The sequence below is a fragment of the Streptomyces violens genome (assembly GCF_000717745.1).
In the GTDB taxonomy this organism is placed as follows: Bacteria; Actinomycetota; Actinomycetes; order Streptomycetales; family Streptomycetaceae; genus Streptomyces; species Streptomyces violens.
The window spans coordinates 217,117-236,907 of the sequence record NZ_JOBH01000006.1 but is presented as its reverse complement, the minus strand read 5'-3'; the positions used below and the strand labels follow the sequence as shown (position 1 = coordinate 236,907).

The 19,791-nt window shown below is 71.7% G+C and carries 16 protein-coding genes; 10 read left to right on the top strand and 6 right to left on the bottom strand.

Annotation, left to right across the window (positions count from 1 at the left end; all coding sequences use genetic code 11):
• The first annotated feature begins 50 nt into the window (after nucleotides 1-50).
• The 6 genes from IF04_RS0113525 to IF04_RS0113500 all read left to right on the top strand — a co-directional run bounded on the left by IF04_RS0113525 (nucleotide 51) and on the right by IF04_RS0113500 (nucleotide 6,547).
• Nucleotides 51-815, top strand: a complete 765-nt coding sequence (locus IF04_RS0113525) for a crotonase/enoyl-CoA hydratase family protein (protein WP_030255508.1) — start codon at nucleotides 51-53, stop codon at nucleotides 813-815.
• A complete protein-coding gene (locus IF04_RS0113520) occupies nucleotides 815-1,996 on the top strand; it encodes a CaiB/BaiF CoA transferase family protein (protein WP_030255506.1) in 1,182 nt (393 codons plus the stop codon). Before IF04_RS0113525 ends, IF04_RS0113520 begins: the two co-directional genes overlap by 1 nt.
• Nucleotides 1,993-3,606, top strand: a complete 1,614-nt coding sequence (locus tag IF04_RS0113515) for a class I adenylate-forming enzyme family protein (protein WP_030255502.1) — start codon at nucleotides 1,993-1,995, stop codon at nucleotides 3,604-3,606. The genes IF04_RS0113520 and IF04_RS0113515 overlap by 4 nt, the downstream gene beginning before the upstream one ends.
• Nucleotides 3,603-4,640, top strand: a complete 1,038-nt coding sequence (locus IF04_RS0113510) for an LLM class F420-dependent oxidoreductase (RefSeq protein WP_030255499.1) — start codon at nucleotides 3,603-3,605, stop codon at nucleotides 4,638-4,640. The genes IF04_RS0113515 and IF04_RS0113510 overlap by 4 nt, the downstream gene beginning before the upstream one ends.
• A 216-nt stretch (nucleotides 4,641-4,856) precedes the next feature.
• Complete coding sequence (locus IF04_RS0113505; protein ID WP_030255490.1) at nucleotides 4,857-5,648, top strand: enoyl-CoA hydratase/isomerase family protein; 792 nt, start codon at nucleotides 4,857-4,859, stop codon at nucleotides 5,646-5,648.
• Entirely contained in the window at nucleotides 5,645-6,547 is a 903-nt protein-coding gene (locus IF04_RS0113500) for a crotonase/enoyl-CoA hydratase family protein (protein WP_030255486.1), read from the top strand. The genes IF04_RS0113505 and IF04_RS0113500 overlap by 4 nt, the downstream gene beginning before the upstream one ends.
• Nucleotides 6,548-6,568: 21 nt before the next feature.
• Here IF04_RS0113500 and IF04_RS0113495 read toward each other — a convergent pair whose 3' ends face one another.
• On the bottom strand, nucleotides 6,569-7,174 hold the full coding sequence (locus tag IF04_RS0113495; RefSeq protein ID WP_037959291.1) for a TetR/AcrR family transcriptional regulator: 606 nt from the start codon (nucleotides 7,172-7,174) through the stop codon (nucleotides 6,569-6,571).
• Between the two features lie 171 nt (nucleotides 7,175-7,345).
• On the opposite strand from IF04_RS0113495, the gene IF04_RS0113490 reads away from it, so the two are divergent.
• Nucleotides 7,346-9,142, top strand: coding sequence for an acyclic terpene utilization AtuA family protein (locus IF04_RS0113490; protein ID WP_030255479.1), 1,797 nt, complete (start codon nucleotides 7,346-7,348; stop codon nucleotides 9,140-9,142).
• A 7-nt stretch (nucleotides 9,143-9,149) separates the two neighbouring features.
• Here IF04_RS0113490 and IF04_RS0113485 read toward each other — a convergent pair whose 3' ends face one another.
• The 4 genes from IF04_RS0113485 to IF04_RS0113470 all read right to left on the bottom strand — a co-directional run bounded on the left by IF04_RS0113485 (nucleotide 9,150) and on the right by IF04_RS0113470 (nucleotide 14,554).
• On the bottom strand, nucleotides 9,150-10,187 hold the full coding sequence (locus IF04_RS0113485; protein ID WP_030255476.1) for a phosphotransferase family protein: 1,038 nt from the start codon (nucleotides 10,185-10,187) through the stop codon (nucleotides 9,150-9,152).
• On the bottom strand, nucleotides 10,184-11,734 hold the full coding sequence (locus IF04_RS0113480) for an acyl-CoA synthetase (RefSeq protein WP_030255473.1): 1,551 nt from the start codon (nucleotides 11,732-11,734) through the stop codon (nucleotides 10,184-10,186). Before IF04_RS0113480 ends, IF04_RS0113485 begins: the two co-directional genes overlap by 4 nt.
• Nucleotides 11,735-11,759: 25 nt before the next feature.
• On the bottom strand, nucleotides 11,760-13,094 hold the full coding sequence (locus IF04_RS0113475) for an MFS transporter (RefSeq protein ID WP_211259801.1): 1,335 nt from the start codon (nucleotides 13,092-13,094) through the stop codon (nucleotides 11,760-11,762).
• Between the two features lie 110 nt (nucleotides 13,095-13,204).
• On the bottom strand, nucleotides 13,205-14,554 hold the full coding sequence (locus tag IF04_RS0113470; RefSeq protein WP_030255467.1) for an MFS transporter: 1,350 nt from the start codon (nucleotides 14,552-14,554) through the stop codon (nucleotides 13,205-13,207).
• Between the two features lie 176 nt (nucleotides 14,555-14,730).
• Between IF04_RS0113470 and IF04_RS0113465 the strand changes: the two genes are divergently transcribed.
• Genes IF04_RS0113465 through IF04_RS0113455 form a run of 3 tightly spaced genes read left to right on the top strand, consistent with a single transcriptional unit; the run spans nucleotide 14,731 to nucleotide 19,007 of the window.
• Nucleotides 14,731-16,284: an acetolactate synthase large subunit gene (locus tag IF04_RS0113465; protein WP_030255463.1), complete on the top strand. Its 1,554-nt coding sequence runs from the start codon at nucleotides 14,731-14,733 to the stop codon at nucleotides 16,282-16,284.
• A 42-nt stretch (nucleotides 16,285-16,326) separates the two neighbouring features.
• Nucleotides 16,327-17,016: a DUF7019 family protein gene (locus IF04_RS0113460; protein WP_342668126.1), complete on the top strand. Its 690-nt coding sequence runs from the start codon at nucleotides 16,327-16,329 to the stop codon at nucleotides 17,014-17,016.
• On the top strand, nucleotides 17,016-19,007 hold the full coding sequence (locus IF04_RS0113455; protein ID WP_051831209.1) for a HEAT repeat domain-containing protein: 1,992 nt from the start codon (nucleotides 17,016-17,018) through the stop codon (nucleotides 19,005-19,007). Before IF04_RS0113460 ends, IF04_RS0113455 begins: the two co-directional genes overlap by 1 nt.
• Here the strand turns inward: IF04_RS0113455 and IF04_RS0113450 are convergent.
• Nucleotides 18,993-19,652, bottom strand: coding sequence for a TetR/AcrR family transcriptional regulator (locus IF04_RS0113450; RefSeq protein ID WP_078600263.1), 660 nt, complete (start codon nucleotides 19,650-19,652; stop codon nucleotides 18,993-18,995). The two genes, IF04_RS0113455 and IF04_RS0113450, sit on opposite strands and share 15 nt — an antisense overlap.
• Between the last annotated feature and the right edge of the window lie 139 nt (nucleotides 19,653-19,791).

The window sequence follows — 19,791 nt, the reverse complement described above, 5'->3', positions numbered from 1 at the left end:
AGCGCCCCGCACCGGCCGTTCGCGGCCGCCGACCCCGTACGGAGCCACCGATGACCGATGCGGTCCATACCGAATTCTCCGACGGCATCGCCGTCATCACGATCAACCGCCCCGAGGCCCGCAACGCCGTCAATCTCAGCGTCGCCGAGGGTGTCGCCGCCGCGATCGACGAGCTGGACGCCCGCGACGACCTGGCCGTCGGCATCCTCACCGGCGCCGGCGGCACCTTCTGCGCCGGGATGGACCTCAAGGCGTTCCTCAAGGGCGAGCGTCCCAGCATCGAGGGGCGCGGCTTCGCCGGCCTCACCGACGCGCCGCCCCGTAAGCCCCTGATCGCGGCGGTCGAGGGGTACGCGCTGGCCGGCGGCTGTGAACTGGCCCTCGCCTGCGACCTGATCGTGGCCGCCGACAACGCGCAGTTCGGCCTGCCCGAGGTCAAGCGTGGTCTGGTCGCCGCGGCCGGCGGACTGCTGCGGCTGCCGCAGCGCCTGCCGTACCAGATCGCCATGGAACTGGCCCTGACCGGCGCCTTCCTCGACGCCCACCGGGCCCACGGCTACGGCCTGGTCAACCGGCTCGCCGAGCCCGGCGGCGCGCTGGACGGCGCCCGCGACCTCGCCGCCGCCATCGCGGCCAACGGCCCGCTCGCGGTCCGGGTCAGCAAGGAGGTCGTCGTGGGCTCCACCGTCTGGCCGGCCGCCGAGGCCAAGGAGCGCCAGAAGGCCCTGGTGGAGCCGGTCTTCGTCTCCGAGGACGCCAAGGAGGGCCCGCGCGCCTTCGCCGAGAAGCGCGCCCCGCGCTGGACCGGCCGCTGATGTCCGCAGCGCAAGACGCGCAGGATGCGCGAGACTCGCCGGACCCGGCCGGCGGGCCGCTCGCCGGGGTCCGGATCATCGAGCTCGGCGGCATCGGCCCGGGCCCGTTCGCCGGGATGGTGCTCACCGGACTCGGTGCCGAGGTGATTCGGATCGAGCGGCCCGGCGCGCGCGTCAGCGCCGCCGACACGGTCCTGCTGCGCGGCCGGCGCTCGGTGACCGTCGACCTCAAGGCCCCCGAGGGTGCCGCGGCCGTACTACGCCTGGCCGACTCCGCCGACGCCCTGATCGAGGGGTTCCGGCCGGGCGTCGCCGAGCGGCTGGGGCTGGGCCCGGAGGAGTGTCTGGCCCGTAACCCGCGTCTGGTGTACGGGCGGATGACCGGCTGGGGCCAGGACGGTCCGCTCTCCCAGTCCCCCGGTCACGACATCAACTACATCGGGCTCACCGGAGTACTGCACGCGATCGGCCCGGCCGGCAGCGACCCAGTACCCCCGCTCAACCTGATCGGCGACTTCGGCGGCGGCGGGATGCTGCTGGCGCTCGGCGTGGTCAGCGCGCTGCTGCACGCCCGCGCCACCGGCAGTGGCCAGGTGGTGGACGCGGCCATGACCGACGGCAGCGCCCTGCTGCTCGCCATGACCCATGGGTTCCTCGCCCACGGGATGTGGCAGGAGGAACGCGGCGTCAACGTCTTCAGCGGCTGCGCGCCGTTCTACACCACCTACCGCTGCGCGGACGGCAACCACATCGCGGTCGGCGCGATCGAGCCGCAGTTCTACGCCGATCTGGTACGCGGACTGGGCCTGGCGGACGACCCCGAGTGCGGCACGCAGCGCGCGCAGGAGAGCTGGCCCGTCGTACGGCAGCGGTTCGCCGGAATCTTCGCGACCCGCACCCGGGACGAGTGGGCCGTGCACTTCGCCGGTACCCAGGCGTGTGTCACGCCCGTCCTCTCCCTGACCGAGGCCGCGGCGCACCCGCACAACGCGGCCCGCGGCACGTTCCTCGACGGGGACGGTCCACTGCGCCCCGCCCCGGCGCCCCGGTTCTCCGCCACCCCGGCAACCGCCCCCGGCGCCGCGCCCAAGGCGGGCGAGGACACCCGGAGTGTGCTGGCCGGTGCGGGCCTGACGGTTGCTCAGCTCGACAGACTGACCGAGCGAGGAGTCATCGCATGACCCGTACCGCCCTGGACTACCCGTCCGTCGACGCCGGTGCCGTCCTCGCCGGTGCCGCGCACCACTACCCGCAGCGCGTCGCGGTGCGCGACGGCGAGCGGACCCTCACCTTCGCCGGACTCCACGACCACGCGCTGCGCTTCGCCCGGGGCCTGCGCGAGTACGGCATCGGGCCCGGTGACACCGTACTGCTGCTGCTCCCCAACACCCTGTGGTTCCCGGTCGCCTACTGGGGCACGCTGTACGCCGGTGCGGTGGTCAGCCCCGCCAACCCCGCGCAGCCCGCCGCGGCGCTCGCCACCCAGATCGAGGACTCCGGGGCCCGCGCGGTGATCGTCCCCGGCCCCGAAGCGACCGCGCCCGCACCGTCGGGCGGGACCGTCATGGCCGCCGAGGCCCTGTTGCAGTACGGCATCGCGGAACGCGTCCCGCGCCGCCCGGACGATCTGGCGCACCTCTCGTACACGGGCGGGACGACGGGCCGTTCCAAGGCGGTGCGGGTGTTGCACCGCAATCTGGTCGCCAATGTCACGCAGGTGAGCTGGGTCCGTGCGGCCTCCCGTACGGTGCTCGTCGACGGGGTGCTCGGCGCCGAGCAGGACAAGGAACGGGCCACGCCCTGGCACCGGCCGCCCGGTACCGGGGTCACGCTCGCGGTGGCACCGCTCTTCCACGCACTGGGGCTGGCGAGCATGGTCGCCAACACCCTGGTCGGTACGACCACCGTCCTCTCCTCCCGCTTCGATCCCGAACGCTTCCTCGACGATGTGGACGCGCACCAGGTCACCCTGCTCAACGGCTCCCCCACGATGTACCGGGCGCTGCTGGCCTCGTCGGCGGCCGCCGGGCGGCGGATGGAGTCCGTATCCGTCGTCAACTCCGGTGCCGCGCCCATCGATCCGGATACCTGGCGGCGCCTGGCCGAGCTGTTCCCCAACGCCCGGATCACCGAGGGGTACGGCCTCACCGAGGCAACGGTGGCGCTCGTGCTGCACCCACTGGACAGCGATGCGGGCATCCCGCCCGGCTCCGTCGGCCTCCCCCTGCCGGACACCGAACTGTCGATCCGTGATCTCACCGACTTGGAGCGTGAACTGCCGGCCGGCGAGACCGGTGAAGTATGGGCGCGTGGACCGCAGATCACCGACGGCTACCACGGCCGGCCCGACCTGACGGCCGATCAGTTCCGCGACGGCTGGCTGCGCACCGGCGATACCGGCCACCTGGACGACCGGGGCCACCTCTTCCTTTCCGGCCGCGCGAAGGACATGCTGATCTACAAGGGCTACAACGTGTACCCCTTGCATCTGGAGGACATCCTCGCCGGTCATCCCGCGGTCGCCGCCGCGTCGGTGATCGGTGTGCCGCATCAGGAAGCGGGCGAGATCCCCGCCGCCTATGTGGTGCTGCGCGACGGCGCCGCGGCCACCGCCGAGGAGCTGATGGCGTACGTGGCCGAGCGGGTCGCCCCGTACCAACGGGTGCGCGAACTGCACTTCGTCCCGGCCCTCCCCGTTTCCGCGGCAGGCAAGATCCTCAAGAACGAGCTGCGCGCCCGGCACGCGCAAGCGGCAGGCCCGGCGGCCCAGGACACCCGGAGGCAGGCATGAGAATCGGCATGATGCTGAGCTACAGCGGCGGTTTCAAGGAGACCGTCGAGGTGCTCGGCGACTACGAGAAGGCCGGACTGGACATCGTCTTCGTCCCGGAGGCGTACTCCTACGACGCGATCAGCCAGCTCGGCTTCATCGCCGCGCGCACCGAGCGCCTGGAGATCGCCTCCGGCATCCTCCAGATCTACACCCGGACGCCCAGCCTGACCGCGATGACCGCGGCCGGCCTGGACTATGTCTCCGACGGCCGGTTCACGCTCGGGATCGGCGCCTCGGGGCCGCAGGTGATCGAGGGGTTCCACGGCCTGCCGTACGACGCTCCGCTGGCGCGCACCCGGGAGATCGTCGACATCTGCCGGCAGGTCTGGCGCCGCGAGAAGGTCGTCCACGAAGGCAAGCACTACCAGATTCCCCTCCCGGCCGAGCGGGGTACTGGGCTGGGCAAGCCGCTCAAGCTCATCAACCATCCGGTGCGTGACCGGGTCCCGGTCATCCTCGCCGCGATCGGGCCGAAGAACGTGGCGCTGACCGCGGAGATCGCCGAGGGCTGGCTGCCCATCTTCTTCCACCCGGAGAAGGCGGGCGAGGTCTGGGGGCCGTCGCTGGCCGAGGGCGCTGCCCGGCGGGACCCGGCGCTCGGGCCACTGGACATCGTGGCGCAGGCACCGCTGGCCATCGGCGAGGACGTCGACGACCTGATCGACCTGGCCCGGCCCCAACTCGCGCTCTACATCGGCGGGATGGGTGCGCGCGGCAAGAACTTCTACAACAACCTCGCGCGCCGTTACGGCTACGAGGCCGAGGCGACCAAGATCCAGGATCTCTATCTGGCCGGCCGCAAGGAGGAGGCCGCGGCCGCGGTACCCGCCGATCTGCTGCGGGACATCTCGCTGATCGGCCCCGCCTCCTACATCGCCGAACGCCTCGCCGCCTACCGGGCCGCCGGTGTCACCACCCTCAAGGTCAACCCGGTATCGCCCGATCCGGCGCGCCGCCTGGCCGACCTGGAACGGCTCAAGGCCATGGCTTAGGGCGTGTCCGATGGGTCGCCGTGGAAAAAGGAGCGGCGTCTGGTGCGTGCGATCGCAAGGCGGAGGAGGGAGTCGACGCGGAGCGTCGGCGACTGACGACAACGCCGCGAGCGTGCGTGCCAGGCGTCGCGACGCCGCGGAGACCCATCGGACACGCCCTAACCACCGGCTCCCACCACTTCCTCCACCGTCGTAAGAAAGGCTGGGCCTGACGCCATGAGCGACGACGAGCCCGTACTGCTGACCGACCGCGCCGGTGGCGTCCTGACGCTGACCCTGAACCGTCCGCGCCGCAAGAACGCCATCAACGACGAGCTATGGAACGCGCTGGGCGAGGCGCTGACCGCGGCGGGCAACGATCCGGACGTGCGCGCGGTCGTGCTGGCCGGGGCCGGCGGGGCGTTCTGCGCCGGGGCCGACCTCGCCGGCCGGCGCGCCGAAGCGCATCCGCTGTCCCGGATGCACCGGATCAACGAGATCGCGCTACGGCTGCACGAGCTGCCCGTACCGACCGTGGCCCAGGTCGACGGCGTGGCGGTCGGAGCGGGCTGGAACCTCGCTCTGGGCTGCGACTTCGTGGTCGCCACCCCGCAGTCCCGGTTCTCGCAGATCTTCGCGCGCCGCGGTCTGTCGCTGGACTTCGGCGGCTCCTGGCTGCTGCCCAAGCTGGTGGGGCTGCAGCAGGCCAAACGGCTGGCGCTGCTGGCCGAGATGATCGAAGCGGACGAAGCGCACCGGCTGGGCCTGGTGACCTGGCTGGTCGAGCCGGACGAGCTGGACAAGTTCGTCACCGATCTCGGCGAGCGGCTGGCCGCCGGGCCGCCGGTGGCGCTGGCGCAGAACAAGGCGCTGCTCAATGAGGGGGCCGACCGGACGATGCGGGACGCGCTGGCGAGCGAGGCACGCGCGCAGACGGTCAACTTCGCGACCGCGGACGCGCCGGCGGCCATCGCGGCCTTCAACGAGAAGCGGGAACCGGAGTTCACGGGAGAGTGGGCCGTCAAATGACCGACAACACCCAGATCGATTACAGGCAGATCAGCTACACCGTCACCGACAACATCGCCACGATCACACTGAACCGCCCGGAGCGGCTCAACGCGTTCACCACCACGATGGCCGCCGAGCTGATCGCCGCACTGGACGCCACCGACACCGATGACGCCGTACGTGCGGTGGTACTCACCGGTGCCGGGCGGGGCTTCTGCGCGGGCGCCGATCTGCAGGGCGGGGCCGCGACCTTCGACCACCGCGACCCCCAACGGGCCGCCGAGCGCGCCGACTTCGGTACGGTCGGCGGGGCGCCGCGCGACGGCGGCGGCTGCGTGTCACTGCGGATCGCGGCCTCGCTCAAGCCGGTGATCGTGGCCTTCAACGGGCCAGCGGTCGGCGTCGGGGCCACGATGACACTCCCGGCGGACATCCGCATCGCCTCGGAATCGGCCCGGTTCGGGTTCGTCTTCGCCCGCCGCGGGATCGTGCCGGAGGCCGCGTCCAGCTGGTTCCTGCCCCGGATCGTCGGGATCTCGCAGGCGATGGAGTGGGTGGCCACCGGTCGGGTCTTCGACGCGTCGGAGGCGCTCTCCGGCCGGCTCGTCTCGCGGGTCGTACCGGATGCCGAGCTGCTGCCGACCGCGTACGGGATCGCCGCCGAGATCGCGGAGAACACCTCCGCCGTGTCGGTCGCGCTCGCCCGGCAACTGCTGTGGTCGATGCTCGGCGCCTCGACGCCGTGGGAGGCGCACCGGCTGGACTCGCGGGCGATGAACCGGCTCGGGCAGGGCCCGGACGCGGCCGAGGGCGTCACCTCGTTCCTGGAGAAGCGGCCGCCGAAGTTCCCCGCGCGCATCGCCGACCACCTCGACGTCGTACCGCCGTGGCCCACCCGCCCCGAGGAGATGTCGTGAGTCGCGACTGCTGAGGGCCCGTCAGGCGGGGTGGCGCGGGCGGCGCCCCGCCGGGCGGTACTCCACGAGCACGAGCGCCAGCTCCACATAACGCTCGGCCAGTTCGTCCACGCTCAGCTCGCCGCCCTCGCGGTACCACTGCGCGATCGCGTTGCACATCGCGATCACCCCGCGCCGCGCGTCGTCGGGGTGCGGGGTGCGGAAGACTCCCTGGTCCACCCCGTCCTCGACGATCTGCTGGAACATCCGGGAGCCGTCGAACTGGCGGCGCTGGAAGTCCTCCAGCTGTGCCTCGGACATGCTGCGCCACTCGGTGAGCGTCAGGCTGCTCTCCAGTCGGTACTCCGCGCGGTACCGCACGGTGGCCCGCACCAGGGCGGCCAGCCGCTCGCCCGGGTCGTCCCCGGCCGCCTCCAACTCCTTGCGGCAGGATTCGAAGTACGCCTGGCCGCTGTCGTTCACCAGCGCGTGCAGCAGCTCCTGCTTGCCGGTGTAGTAGTGGTACATCGCCGACAGGCTCACACCGGCTCGCCGGGCGATGTCCCGGATCGACGCGGCGGCGTACCCGCGCTCCGCGAACTCGTGCCGGGCGGCCTCCAGAATGGCCTGCTGGCCTGCACCTCGCACCGGTGCCCTCCTTACGCCTGAACGAACGTCGGTCAGTCTACGCGTCTCCGCCCCGCCGGAGGTCTCCCCGCCGCGGGGCTTGCCACCCTCCGCCGCACCCGCCATTCTCGTACCTGAACGATCGTTCATTCATCGGTTTCCTGGCAAGGGAGAGGGAGGGGAATGAAGGACATGAACCAACGGCCGGTCCGCATCGCGAACTTCTCCGGATACTACGGCGACCGTTACAGCGCCTTCGACGAGGCCATGGCCGGTGACCCGGTGGATGTGCTGATGGGCGACTACCTCGCCGAGATCACCCTGGCGTCGATGTCGCCCCTGTACACGAAGGACCCGTCGAAGGGTTACATCACCTACTTCCTCCGCCAGATCCGCCCGCACCTCGCTGCCCTCGCCGAGCGCGGCCTGAAGGTCGTGACCAACGCCGGCGCTTTCAACCCGGAGGCGCTGGCGCACGCCCTGCGCGAGGCCATCGCGGAGGCGGGTGTGCCGCTCCGGGTGGCCCATGTCGAGGGCGACAACCTTCAGCCCAGGCTGGGGGAACTCCGGGCTGCTGGGCACGAGTTCGAGAATCTGGATACCGGTGAGCCGCTGTCCGCCTGGGACGCCGAGCCGATCAGCGCCCATGCGTACCTCGGCGGCCGAGGCATCGCCACAGCGCTGCGGGAGGGCGCCGACATCGTGGTCTGTGGCCGGGTCACCGACGCCTCGCTGACGGCCGGCCCGGCGGCCTGGTGGCACGAGTGGGGCACCGAGGACTGGGACCGGCTGGCCGGGGCCGTGGTCGCCGGGCACATCATCGAGTGCGGGCCGCACGCCGTGGGCGGCAACTTCTCCGGCTTCACCGAGATCCCCGGCGCGCACCGGCCGGGCTTCCCGATCGCCGAGGTCGCGGCCGACGGCAGCAGTGTGATCACCAAGCACGGGCGCGATCCCGGCGCGGTCACCGTGGACACCGTCACCGCCCAGCTCGTGTACGAGATCCAGGGGCCGCGCTACCTCAACCCCGATGTGACCGTCCACCTGGACACCGTTCGGCTAAGCCAGGAGGGCCCCGACCGGGTGCGGGTCTCCGGTACGGCCGGTTCTCCGCCGCCGCCCACCACCAAGGTCGCGCTCTTCGCCCCGATCGGCCACCAGATCGTGATGACGGTGTATCTGACCGGGCTGGACATCGAGGAGAAGTTCGAGCTGCTGCGTACCCAGATCCGGGACCAGGTGGCCGGGCCCGGCGTGGACGAGCTGGACGTCAGCATGATCGGTACCCTCGCGGCCGATCCGCAGAGCCAGTGGGAGGCGACCGTACCGGTCCGCATCATGGCCACCGCCCGGGAGCGGGAACCACTGGAGTACCCCAATTTCGCCGGGCGGATCGGCGGTCTGTTCCTGTGCAGCGTCCCGGGCTTCTACTACGACACCGGTGCTCAGCGCGTCACCGGGCCACAGCCGCGCATCGAGTACTGGCCCGGGCTGCTGCCCATGGCGGCCGTCGAGCACCAGGTCGTGCTGGCGGACGGGCGTCGCCTCGCAGTCGCGCCGCCCGCCGTCACCCAGGAGCCGGCGGAGCAGCCGGTGCACGCGGAGCCCGCTCCGTATCCGCGGACCCGTACCGAGCGTGCCCCGCTGGGCCGGATCGCCCACGCCCGGAGCGGCGACAAGGGCGGCAACAGCAATGTCGGCATCTGGACGGCCGATCCGGAGGCGTGGCCGTGGCTGCGGTCGGCGCTGAGCACCGACGAGCTGCGGCGGATGGTGCCCGAGGCGAAGGAGCTGGAGATCGTCCGCCATGAGTTCCCGCATCTGCACGCGGTCCACTTCGTACTGCGCGGCCTGCTCGGCACCGGCGGCTCCAGCAACCTCCGCGCCGACCAGGTGGGCAAGGCCGTGGGCGAGTACCTCCGCACCCGGGTCACGGACATCCCGGTCGAGCTGCTGGCACGGCGCGGGGCGGCGCGGGGCCGCCCCTGACGGTGCATCAGAGAAGGCCGAGTTCCCGTACCGCCTCGTAGGCGATCTCGCCCTGGTGGACCCCCTGTTGTGCCCGGAGTTCGTCCGCATAGCCGTCGTCGGCCATCACCCCCGCCAGGTACCGTGCGCGCACCCCGGCGCCGATGCACGCCGAGCGCCAGCGGGCGAAGGCGACGTAGTACGGGATGTCGGAGACCTCGCGGCCGGAGAGGCGTGCGTAACGGTCGAGGAGCTCGGCGCGGGTGGGGAAGCCCGGTGCCGCGCTGGGGCCCGGGGTGGTCGGCGGGACCTTGTCCCCCGGTTCCTCCCAGGTGGAGAGGAGCCAGCCCAGGTCGGCGAGCGGGTCGCCCAGGGTGGCCAGCTCCCAGTCGAAGACGGCGAGTACGGTGCCGTCCGCCGCGAAGGACAGGTTGCCCGGCCGGTAGTCGCCGTGCACGATCCCGCCGCGCTGCGCGGGTACGTGCGCGAGGAGCGCGTCGTGCACCTCGTCGAGCAGGGCCAGATCGGGCGCACCGGACTGGTGGACCTGCCGTTGCCACCGGCGCAGCTGCCGCTCGACATAGCCGTCGCGCCGCGCGATGCCGCCGAGGCCGACGTCGTCGGGGTCGAGGCGGTGCAGCGCGGCCAGTACCTCGACGAGCTCTTCGCCCGCCCGCCGGCGGACCTGCGGCGACCAGGTCGTTACGGCCTCCTGGTCGGCCGGCACCGCTCCGTCGATGAAGGCCATGACATAGAACTCGGCTCCGGTGACCGCCGGGTCGTCGCAGTACGCGAGGGGCTGCGGCACGGGCATGCCGGCCGGGGCGAGTGCGGTGAGGAACCGCCACTCCCGGCTCATGTCGTGGGCGGTGCCGAGCACCCCGCCCGTCGGCGGGCGCCGCAGGGCGCGTACGGCCCCCGCGCCATCGGTGACACGGTAGGTGAGATTGGAGCGGCCGCCGGAGACCGGCGAGAAGGTGAACGGCGGGGCGGCGCCCGGCACATGGGTCGCCAGCCACCGGCTCACCGCGACCGGGTCGATCCCCGCCGGCTCGGCCGAACTCACACGCCACCTCCGGGAGCCTTCGCGTACCGCGCCTTGAGTTTGCCCTTGACCAGCTTGCCAGTAGGTGTGCGGGGCAGCTCGTCGACGAAGTCGACACTGCGCGGCGCCTTGTAGTGCGCGATGCGGGACCGTACGTAGTCGATCAGTCTCCGCTCCAGTTCCGGACCGGGACGGGCGTCCGGCGACGGCTGGACGACCGCCTTGACCGCCTCCCCCATCTCCTCGTCCGGCACGCCGATCACCGCGACGTCCGCGATGTCGGGATGGAGCGCGAGCGTGGCCTCCACCTCCTGCGGGTAGATGTTCACCCCGCCCGAGATGATCATGAATGCCTTGCGGTCGGTGAGGAACAGATAGCCGTCCTCGTCGACATGGCCGATGTCGCCCGTGGTGGCCCAGCCCGGGTGGTCCGGGTGGTGCGCGTCCCTGGTCTTCTCCGGGTCGCCCAGGTACTCGAACTGCCGCTCCTCGCGCGCGAAGTAGATGGTTCCGGTCCGGCCGGCGGGCAGCAGCCGGCCCTCGTCGTCGCAGACGCGCACCTCGCCCAGCAGGGCCCGCCCCACCGAGCCCGGTTTGGTCAGCCACTCCTCGGACTTGATGAGCGTCATGCCGACGCCCTCGGTCGAGGCGTAGTACTCGTACAGGACCGGCCCCCACCAGTCGATCATCGCGCGCTTGACGTCCGGCGGGCACGGCGCGGCGGCGTGTACCGCCACCCGATGACGGGACAAGTCGTACGCGGTGCGGGCCTTCTCCGGCAGCCGCAGCATCCGGAGGAACATGGTCGGCACCCACTGGCTGTGCGTCACGCCGTAGCGCTCGATCGCCCGGAGCGCGCCCTCGGCGTCGAAGCGCTCCATCATCACGACGGTGCCGCCGAGCGCGTGCACTGACGCGCCCCACCGGAGTGGGGCCGCGTGGTACACCGGCGCCGGGGACAGATAGACCGTCTCCCGGTCGAAGCCGTACACCGCCTGCAGGATCTCGACGAGTGTGTCACCGGGCTCCCCCACCTCGCGGTCCGGGAGTTCGGGGCGGATGCCCTTGGGCCGGCCGGTGGTGCCCGAGGAGTAGAGCAGATCGGCGCCCCTGGGCTGGTCGGTGGGCGGCCGGAGCGACGCGGCGGCCAGCTCGGCCCCGTAGTCCTCGTACCCCTCGACCGGGCCGCCGTAGGCCAGCCGGACGCGGACCGCGGGCGTCTCGTCCCGCAGCGCCGCCGCCAGGCCGGCCAGTGCGTGCGACACCACGAGCGCGGCGGCCGCGGAGTCATTCACGATGTAGGCGACTTCGGACGCGCTGAGGTGGTTGTTGACGAGGGTGATGTACAGACCGGAGCGGGCCGCCGCCCAGTACACCTCGTACGCGTGGATCGAGTTGTCGGTGAGCAGGGCGACCACATCGCCGCGGCGCAGGCCCGCCGCGCGCAGCACATGGGCCAGCCGGATGGAACGTTCGTCCAGCTCCGCGTAGGTCAGCCGGTCGCCGGACGCGGCCATGATGACGGCGGGGCGGTGCGGGTCTCGTGCGGCATGGGCACCTGGGTACATGGAATCCCCATCCCTTCCCGGTCGTTCAGCGGAGGCCCTTCGGGGCCGGGGTCCGGTCCGTTCCGCGCAGGCGGGCCGCGTCCCGTTCGGGGTTGACGCCGAGGAGCGCCGCGAGTCCACCCACGAGCACCATGGCCCCGAAGATCTGGAAGGCCCGTCCGTAGCCGACGGCGGGGTTGGCGGCCTGGTCGACGATCCAGCCCGTGAGGTACGGGCCGTAGACGCCGCCGAGGGACATCAGGGCCATGAAGATGCCGAGCGTACTGGCGAGTTGGCGCGGCGGAACGATCTCCGCCAGGCCGGCGTTGAACAGCGGGAAGATGCTGGCGCCGAACGCGTAGCCGATCGAGACGACCGCCACCGCGGCGGCCGGTGTGCCGATGCTCGGCAGCAGCGCCATCGTGGCGCCGCACACGATCAGAGCCACCGAGGGGACGATGCCCCGCAGGACGCGCGAGGTGGCGCCGCGCCCGATCAGCCGGTCGCCGATCCAGGACAGCCCGAACATGACCACGATCGACGCGATGCTGGGGAAGCCGAACATGGTGCCGGCCTGCACGCGGCTGTAGCCCAGGCCCATTTCGAAGTACGACGGCAGCCAGGTCAGCACCACGGTCACCAGGGCGTACATCGACATCACCGCGAGCGCGGCCCCGAGGAACGTGGGCGACAGGAGCACCTTGGCCCACGGGACGGCGGGCTCGTCGGCGGCCCCGGTCGCCTTGGCGGCCTTGTCCTCACCGTACGGACCGGGCGTCCAGGTCGGGAGCCAGATGACCAGCCAGACCAGGCCCGCGGCGGCGAGGACCACGAAGGCGGTGCGCCACCCATAAGCGGCGACCACGACCGCCAGTGCGGGGGCGACCGCGATCTTGGCGATCGAGGCGCACGCCGTGATGCAGGCCGAGGGAAGGCCGCGCTTCTCGCGCGGGTGCCAGGAGTAGAGCGCCGTGTGGATGATCGGGCCCGACGGCCCTTCCAGGAAGCCGAGCAGCATCCGGCTCAGCAGCAGGACGGTGAAGGTGGCGGAGACGACCAGCGGGAGCATGGCGATCGACCAGCCGACCGCGAGCAGCGCGAGCGACCACTTCAGGGCCGTCCAGCGGTTGAGCAGGCCCGCGACCAGATTGCCGACGGTGAAGGTCAGGAAGAACGAGCTGCCGATCAGACCGATCTGCGAGGAGTTGAGGTGCAGCTCCTCGGCGAGCGGCTGGGCCACCAGGCCGAACACGGCCTTGTCGGCCCAGTTCACGATGTACAGCAGCATCAGGAGGCCGGTGAAACCCCAGGCCTTGGCCCGGGACTCCCCGGCGGACGGGGCCGGGGCGGCGCGGGTACCGGGCACTTCGGTTGTCGGCACGGGTGTCTCCTTCGGAGAAGGGATACGCCTCGTCGGCGGGAAGTCCGCGGCACCGGTGGGGACGGTCTGACGAGAAAACCAGACGAACGATCGCTAAGGTAATCGGCGAGTCAGGGCCTGTCCACGCTCCGGACACGATGCGTCGAGGAAGTGGCCGTGCCGGTGCCCAGTCGGGCCGCGTCGCGGTCGGGGCGGACGACCAGCATGGAGGCCAGCCCGCCGAGGATCACCAGCCCACCGGCCAGATCGAAGGCGAGGCCGTATCCGGCCGCCTTGGTGGCGGCGTTGTCGATCAGCATGCCGGTCACGATGGGAGCGACGACCCCGGCGACCGTGACGATCGCGTACCAGATGCCGAGCGCCGCACCCCGCTGCCGCGCGGGGACCGTGTCGGCGACGGCGGCCTGCGACAGCGGCGTCTGGGCGTTGCCGACGCCGAAGGCCAGCGCGATGAGCGGCAGCGCCAGCGCGGGCGACCCGACCCGGGTCATCAGGAGCGTGCACACCCCGGCGAGCAGGGCCAGACCGCCGCCCAACACTCCCTGGGCGAGGTGCCGGGACACACCGCGTTTGACCAGCCATTGCGAGAAACCGCCGCCCAGCAGCATGAACGCGATGCTGGCGTAGGCGGGCACACTCGCCACGAAGCCGACCGAGCCGTGGCCGAATCCGGCGACCTCCCCCAGGTACAGCGGCAGGAAGGCGATGCCGATGCCCAGGCCCCAGTAGACCGTGAACCCCGAGAAGACGGTGCCGAGCCAGGTACCGGTGCACAGCAGACGCCAGTAGGGCTGCCGCGGCTCGGCGGCCGGCACCGCATCGGCCTGCTGATCGGGCATGGTTTCCGGGCGGGCTTGTTGGTCGGGTGTAGCCGCGGGGCGGGCCGCGTACGGTCCGTCGCCGCCGACGATCAGCCAGGCGGCCACCCAGACCAGGCCGATGGCACCGAGGATGCCGAACGCCGCTCGCCAGCCGTAGGCCCCGATCGCCGCGTTGAGCAGCGGCGCGCCGACGATGACGCCGAGTCCGGAGCCGATGGTCATCAGGGCCGCGGTCAGTCCGCGGTTCTTCTCCGGCACCCAGCTGAAGGCGACATGGGTGGCGAGCGGGAACCCGGGCCCTTCGCCGGCGCCGAGCAGGATGCGGGTCGCGAGCAGCACCGTCACACCGGCGGCAGGGAGGAGGATCGGCAGTTGGGCGAGTGACCAGACCACCGCGAGGCCGGCCAGCAGCCACTTGCCGGAGATCCGGTTGCCGAGAAAGCCGAAGACGATCGCGGAGATGCTGAACAGGAGGTAGAAGGAGCTGGCGATGGAGCCGTACTGGGTTGCGGACAGGCCCAGTTCCTTCATCATCGGGCCCGCCGCCAGACCGATGATCGCCTTGTCGGCGAAGTTGATGGCCAGGAAGAGCATGAGCAGGAAGATCGCCCATCGGCTTCTGGCAAGGGTCGGTTGCATCGAACCTCCGGCGCACGGATCGGTGGTCGGCTTGTCGGCCTGGGGGCGCCGCTGATGTGGCCCGGGACGCTAGAGGCAGCAACAGGGGCCGTCAAGGTGTGAGACCCCTCGACACGAAATTAACGACCGCTTAGTATCCGAGGCCGAGCCACCAGGACACGAGAGAGAGGCCGACCATGAACGGCGCGCAGTCGCTGATCCGCACTCTCGTCCGGGCCGGCGTGGACGTGTGCTTCGCCAACCCCGGTACCTCGGAAATGCACTTCGTCGCCGCGCTCGACGCCGTGCCCGAGATGCGCGGCGTGCTCGGCCTGTTCGAGGGTGTGGTCACCGGAGCGGCCGACGGCTACGCACGGATCGCCGACAAACCGGCGGCCACCCTGCTGCACCTGGGCCCCGGCCTCGGCAACGGGCTGGCCAATCTCCACAACGGCCGCCGCGCCCACACCCCGATCGTGAACGTGGTGGGTGATCATGCGACGTACCACAAGAAGTACGACGCGCCGCTGGAGTCGGACATCGAGCCGGTGGCCGGGTCGGTGAGCGGCTGGGTGCGGCGGTGCGATCGAGTCGCGGACGTCGGAGCCGACGCGGCGGCGACGGTTGCGGCGTCGATGGAACCGCCGGGCCAGGTCGCGACCCTCATCCTGCCCGCCGACGCCTCGTGGGGCGAGGGCGGCGAGGTGGCCGAACCACTGCCCGTACGTACTCCCGCGGCTCCCGACGCCCAAGCGGTGTCGGCCATCGCCGACGTGCTGCGCAGCGGCGAACCCGTCGCGCTGCTGATCGGCGGCCGGGCGTGCCGGGCGGCCGGGCTCCGCGCGACGAGCCGGATCGCGCACGCCACCGGTGCGCGGGCGTTCGTGGAGACCTTTCCCGCGCGGCTGGAGCGGGGCGCGGGCCTGCCCGCCATCGAGCGGCTCGGTTACTTCGCCGAGCAGGCCGCCAAGCAACTGGACGGCGTCACGCATCTGATCGTCGCCGGGACCGGCTCCCCCGTGTCGTTTTTCGCGTACCCGGGCCGGCCGAGCGACCTGGTGCCCGAGGGAGCCCGTGTGCACACTCTCGCCGGCCAGGGCGAGGACGCGGTCGCCGCGCTGGAGGCGCTGGCCGAGCAGGTGGCCGCCGACACCGCACCGACGGTGGCGGAAGCTGCCCGGCCGGCACTGCCGAGCGGCCCCCTCACGAGGAAGAACTGGGCCGGTGTCGTCGGTGCGCTGCTGCCGGAAGACGCGATCATCGCCGATGAGGCCAACACCTCGGGAGCGTCCCTGCCGCAGGCCACGGCGGGCGCGCCCCGGCACGATGTACTGACCCTGACGGGCGGCGCGATCGGCCAGGGTCTGCCGGTCGCCACCGGAGCGGCCATCGCGGCACCGGACCGCCCGGTGATCAGCCTGGAGGCCGACGGCAGCGCGATGTACACCATTTCGGCGCTGTGGACGCAGGCCCGCGAGAATCTCGACGTCACCACGGTGATCCTCAACAACAACGCGTACGCTGTACTCCGCCTGGAAATGCAACGCGTCGGCGCCGACCTGTCGGGCCCGGCCGCAAAGACACTCCTCGACCTCTCCTCCCCCGCACTGGACTTCGTCCAGCTCGCCGAAGGCATGGGCGTCCCGGCCTCCCGCGCAACCACCTGCGAAGAACTCGCCGACCAACTCCGCCGCGCCCTGGCGGAACCGGGACCGCATCTGATCGAGGCGATGGTTCCGGCGGCGCTGTAGCCCCACCGGCCCCGCACTCGGGCTACTTTGTTTCCTGCCACAGTGCGGACGGACGGGCGGGAGGCTGGACACAGGGTGCGTTACTACCTCTATTTGTCCGATGCGAAGTTGGACATGCTCTTCGAGCAGATTCCGCAGAAGCTCCTCCCCCGGCTGGTGACGGAGGCCAAGGTCGATCTCAAGGTCATCAGCTTTTCGGTACAGCGGGCGCAGAGCGAGATGTCGCGCTACGACCGGCTGGAGGTCGTCGAGGCGTATCTGGAGCGCGAGTACGACGTGGGTTGGATGACGGAGCCGGCCTTCTGGTTCCGTGGCGAGTCGGGGCTGCGGGTCTCGGGAGCCGATGGCGCCGGGGGGCCGGTGCTCCTGACGGGGACGGACAGCGACCCGGTGGTGGTGCTGATCGGGTCGGCGCATCATGTGATGGGCGGTGAGCAACCGTCGCCCGAGCTGGGCCGGGTGGGGCACTCGTGGCTGCCGTCGCTCCACAGGCTGCTGCAGAACGCCCGGCCCGGCCCGCGGTCCATGGACACCGGGTCGCTGGATGACCGGGGAACCCTGCGCGACTCCCTGGCCTTCGCCCAGCAGGCGACCGGGCCTGCCATGTGGTGCGAATTCCTGGCCCGGCAGCTGATGAGGGGCACGGTCACCGACGAGGAGGGGCGGAACAGAGAAGTAGTGATCGGCACGCCGCTGTATGTGGCGATGTGCGACGAGATCCAGGGGCCCTGATGCGTAAGCCGCGGAAGACGGGGGTCGCCCAGCTGCGGCTGGCGGGCGATGCCGAGGGCCTGGCCCGCATTGCGCAGCACGGAGATGACCTCGCAGCGGCGCAGGCCACCGCGCTGCTCGCCGACATCGGCGGTCAGTACGCCAGGGATGTACTGCTGCGCTGTGTGCAGCGGCATGACGCGCGCCTCCGCGCCGAAGAGTACGACGACAAGCGGCTCGAGCCGCTGCTGGAGGCCGTGCGGGGGCTGGGGCGACTGGGGGAACAGCGCGCGGTTCCGCTGCTGTGCCGGCTGCTGGACGACGGGACGAAGGAGCTCGGGTATCTGGCCTACCGCCTCGAAGTCGCCGTGCTGCAGGCGTTGGTGGGCCTCGGGGCTCCGGAAGGCACGGAGTTGCTGCTGGAGCAGTTGGCCGGGACACCGGAATCGACGCACGTCCGTTTGATGCGTGAGGTCAAGGACCCGGAGGCGGTCGTACCGCTGCTGGCTGTGCTCTGGAATGTGCTGCCCGGATACGCCGTCGAGGCGGTAGAGGCTCTCGGGTCCTTCCGCGATGCGCGCGCGGCGCCGGCTCTGCTGTATCTGGCCGACCCCAAGACGCCCTCGCCACGGCTCCGCAAAGCGGCGCTCCGGGCGCTCACGGAGCTGCCCGACACTCACTGGGACACCCCCCGGCGGTATCGGGACGGCTCGCACAAGCTGTGGTCCCTCCTGCAAGACAGCGACGGAGAAACCGCCCTGCTGGCCGCCTCGTTGCTGGCCCGCACCGAGGACGGCCGGCAGACCCTGACCGCCGTACTCCGCTATCCGCACGGCGGACATGGCAGGTCGGTGCGGGCGTCCTACCCTTCCGAGACCGCCTGCATCGCCGTCTGCAACGTCGTACGCGACAACCCCGGCCTCTTCCGCGAGGCCGGTCCCACCCAGGAGTTGACCCGGCTGCTCGCCGGGACAGCGCCACGTACAGTGCGCCGGGCCGCGGCCACGGCCCTGGGGGCGTTGGGTGGCAGGGCGGCGGTCGATTTCCTGGTGAGCGGGCTGGCCGACGAGCGGATCGCCGATGCCGTGGCCGAGGCGATCGCCCGGCTTCCGGAGCCACCCACGCAACGGCTCCTGGCGCTGCTCGCCGAGGGCAGCGACAGCGATCCTGCCGAGCGCAGGAGTGCCGCCGTCGCGCTGGGGATCATGCGGTGCGCGGATGCCGCCCCGCTGCTTCTGGCCGCCCTGGATCCGGCGGGCCGGTCGTCGCTGCGGGCCGCGGCCGTGGATGCGTTGGGGAGCTTGCAGCACCGGCCCGCGGCCCAGCCATTGGAGGCGCTCGTCAGGGACGAGGCGGAGCCGCGCAGCCTCCAGGCCCGCGCCGTACGGGCGTTGGGACTGATCGCCGCGCCGGACTCGCTGCCGGTCCTGCTGGCGGCCACCCACTCCCCCTCCGAGGCGGTGCGCATGCGGGCAGCGGAGGCGCTCGGCCACTTCCCCGTGGCCGAGGCGGTCACTCGGCTCGGCGCCATGGCCGGGGAAGAGAGTACCGGCAGTACGGACATCGCGCGGGCCGCGATCGAGTCCCTGGGCCGGGTCGGAAACCCGGCCATTGCCACGCTGTCGGCGCTGGTGGGGCGCGCGGGCGAGTGGCCGATGCCCATGCAGCGGGCGCTGGTCACCGCCCTCGCCGGATGCCCGGGCTCCGAAGCGGTCACTGCCCTCGGACGCCTGGCCGACCGGCCCTTCGCCGAGGACATCCGGTACATCGCGGCGAGGGCGCTGGGCGACCGACGGGACCCGAAGTGCGTGGCGCCACTGATCCGGTACCTGGACACCATCCAGTACTACGGGAAGGGCATCGCGCTGCGCGGACTGGCGCGGATCGCGACGGAAGAGGCCGTCGCCCGCGTCGTCGCGCACTACGAGGACCAACTCCCTGGCGCGCACAGCGATTACCGCGATGCGGCCCGTGCAGCGCTCGCCGTCATCGCGGCGTCAGATGTCCAGTGACTCCGTAGCCTGCAGCACCGCCCGGCGGAAGGCTTCGTCGCCGGCCGCCTGGTCCGCTTCGGCCGACCGCCGGGCCCATTCCTCCGCGGCCACACGCAGGGCACCGTTGAGCATCACGGCCTTCAGCCGCGGCACCAGGCCGTCGGGATCGGCGCCGGTGCGGGCGGCGATGACCTCCGTGAAGACGCGCTCGGCGTCGTGGTGGACCCTGAGCCAGACGGCACGCAGCCCCGGCTCGTCGGGCAGCAGGCGGATCAGCCGCAGCAGCGCCGAGGAGACGTCCGCCCGCTCCGCGGCCGAGGGCACGCCCGCCTGAAGTCCCTCCCACAGCGGGCGGCCGGCGGGCAGTTCGCGCAGCCGCCGGGCCGCGGTCTCCAGCCCCACGGACAGCAAGGGACGTACGCACTCCTCCTTGGACGGGAAGTACCGCCACAGGGTGCGGGGCGAGATGCCGGCCGCGCGGGCGATCTCCTCGCCCGACGTCGCCGCCACACCGTGCTCGGCGAACAGCCGTACCGCCTCGTGCGCGATCGCCAGCCGCGTCTCCGCCTTGCGCCGCTCGGTCAGCGGCGGCCGGCCGGACGGACGGGGCCCGTCCGCCCGCTCCGCATCCCGCGTTCCAGGCTGCTCCACCGTGATGTCCATTCCGCCGTCCAAAGCCGCTGATCAGTGGCTCCACCCTAACCAGCACCCTCGGACACCGGGCGGAGCCCGCACGGCGACCCACTGCCGCGACCACTTTTTGCCTCTCAATGCCATCATGACAGTGAGTGCCAAAAACTGT

What these genes read in the sequence shown, in the direction of transcription:
- IF04_RS0113525 (WP_030255508.1), top strand. Translation starts at nt 51, where the DNA reads ATGACCGATGCGGTCCATACCGAATTCTCCGACGGCATCGCCGTCATC.
- IF04_RS0113520 (WP_030255506.1), top strand. Translation starts at nt 815, where the DNA reads ATGTCCGCAGCGCAAGACGCGCAGGATGCGCGAGACTCGCCGGACCCG.
- IF04_RS0113515 (WP_030255502.1), top strand. Translation starts at nt 1,993, where the DNA reads ATGACCCGTACCGCCCTGGACTACCCGTCCGTCGACGCCGGTGCCGTC.
- IF04_RS0113510 (WP_030255499.1), top strand. Translation starts at nt 3,603, where the DNA reads ATGAGAATCGGCATGATGCTGAGCTACAGCGGCGGTTTCAAGGAGACC.
- IF04_RS0113505 (WP_030255490.1), top strand. Translation starts at nt 4,857, where the DNA reads ATGAGCGACGACGAGCCCGTACTGCTGACCGACCGCGCCGGTGGCGTC.
- IF04_RS0113500 (WP_030255486.1), top strand. Translation starts at nt 5,645, where the DNA reads ATGACCGACAACACCCAGATCGATTACAGGCAGATCAGCTACACCGTC.
- IF04_RS0113490 (WP_030255479.1), top strand. Translation starts at nt 7,346, where the DNA reads ATGAACCAACGGCCGGTCCGCATCGCGAACTTCTCCGGATACTACGGC.
- IF04_RS0113480 (WP_030255473.1), bottom strand. Translation starts at nt 11,734, where the DNA reads ATGTACCCAGGTGCCCATGCCGCACGAGACCCGCACCGCCCCGCCGTC.
- IF04_RS0113470 (WP_030255467.1), bottom strand. Translation starts at nt 14,554, where the DNA reads ATGCAACCGACCCTTGCCAGAAGCCGATGGGCGATCTTCCTGCTCATG.
- IF04_RS0113465 (WP_030255463.1), top strand. Translation starts at nt 14,731, where the DNA reads ATGAACGGCGCGCAGTCGCTGATCCGCACTCTCGTCCGGGCCGGCGTG.
- IF04_RS0113455 (WP_051831209.1), top strand. Translation starts at nt 17,016, where the DNA reads ATGCGTAAGCCGCGGAAGACGGGGGTCGCCCAGCTGCGGCTGGCGGGC.
- IF04_RS0113450 (WP_078600263.1), bottom strand. Translation starts at nt 19,652, where the DNA reads ATGGACATCACGGTGGAGCAGCCTGGAACGCGGGATGCGGAGCGGGCG.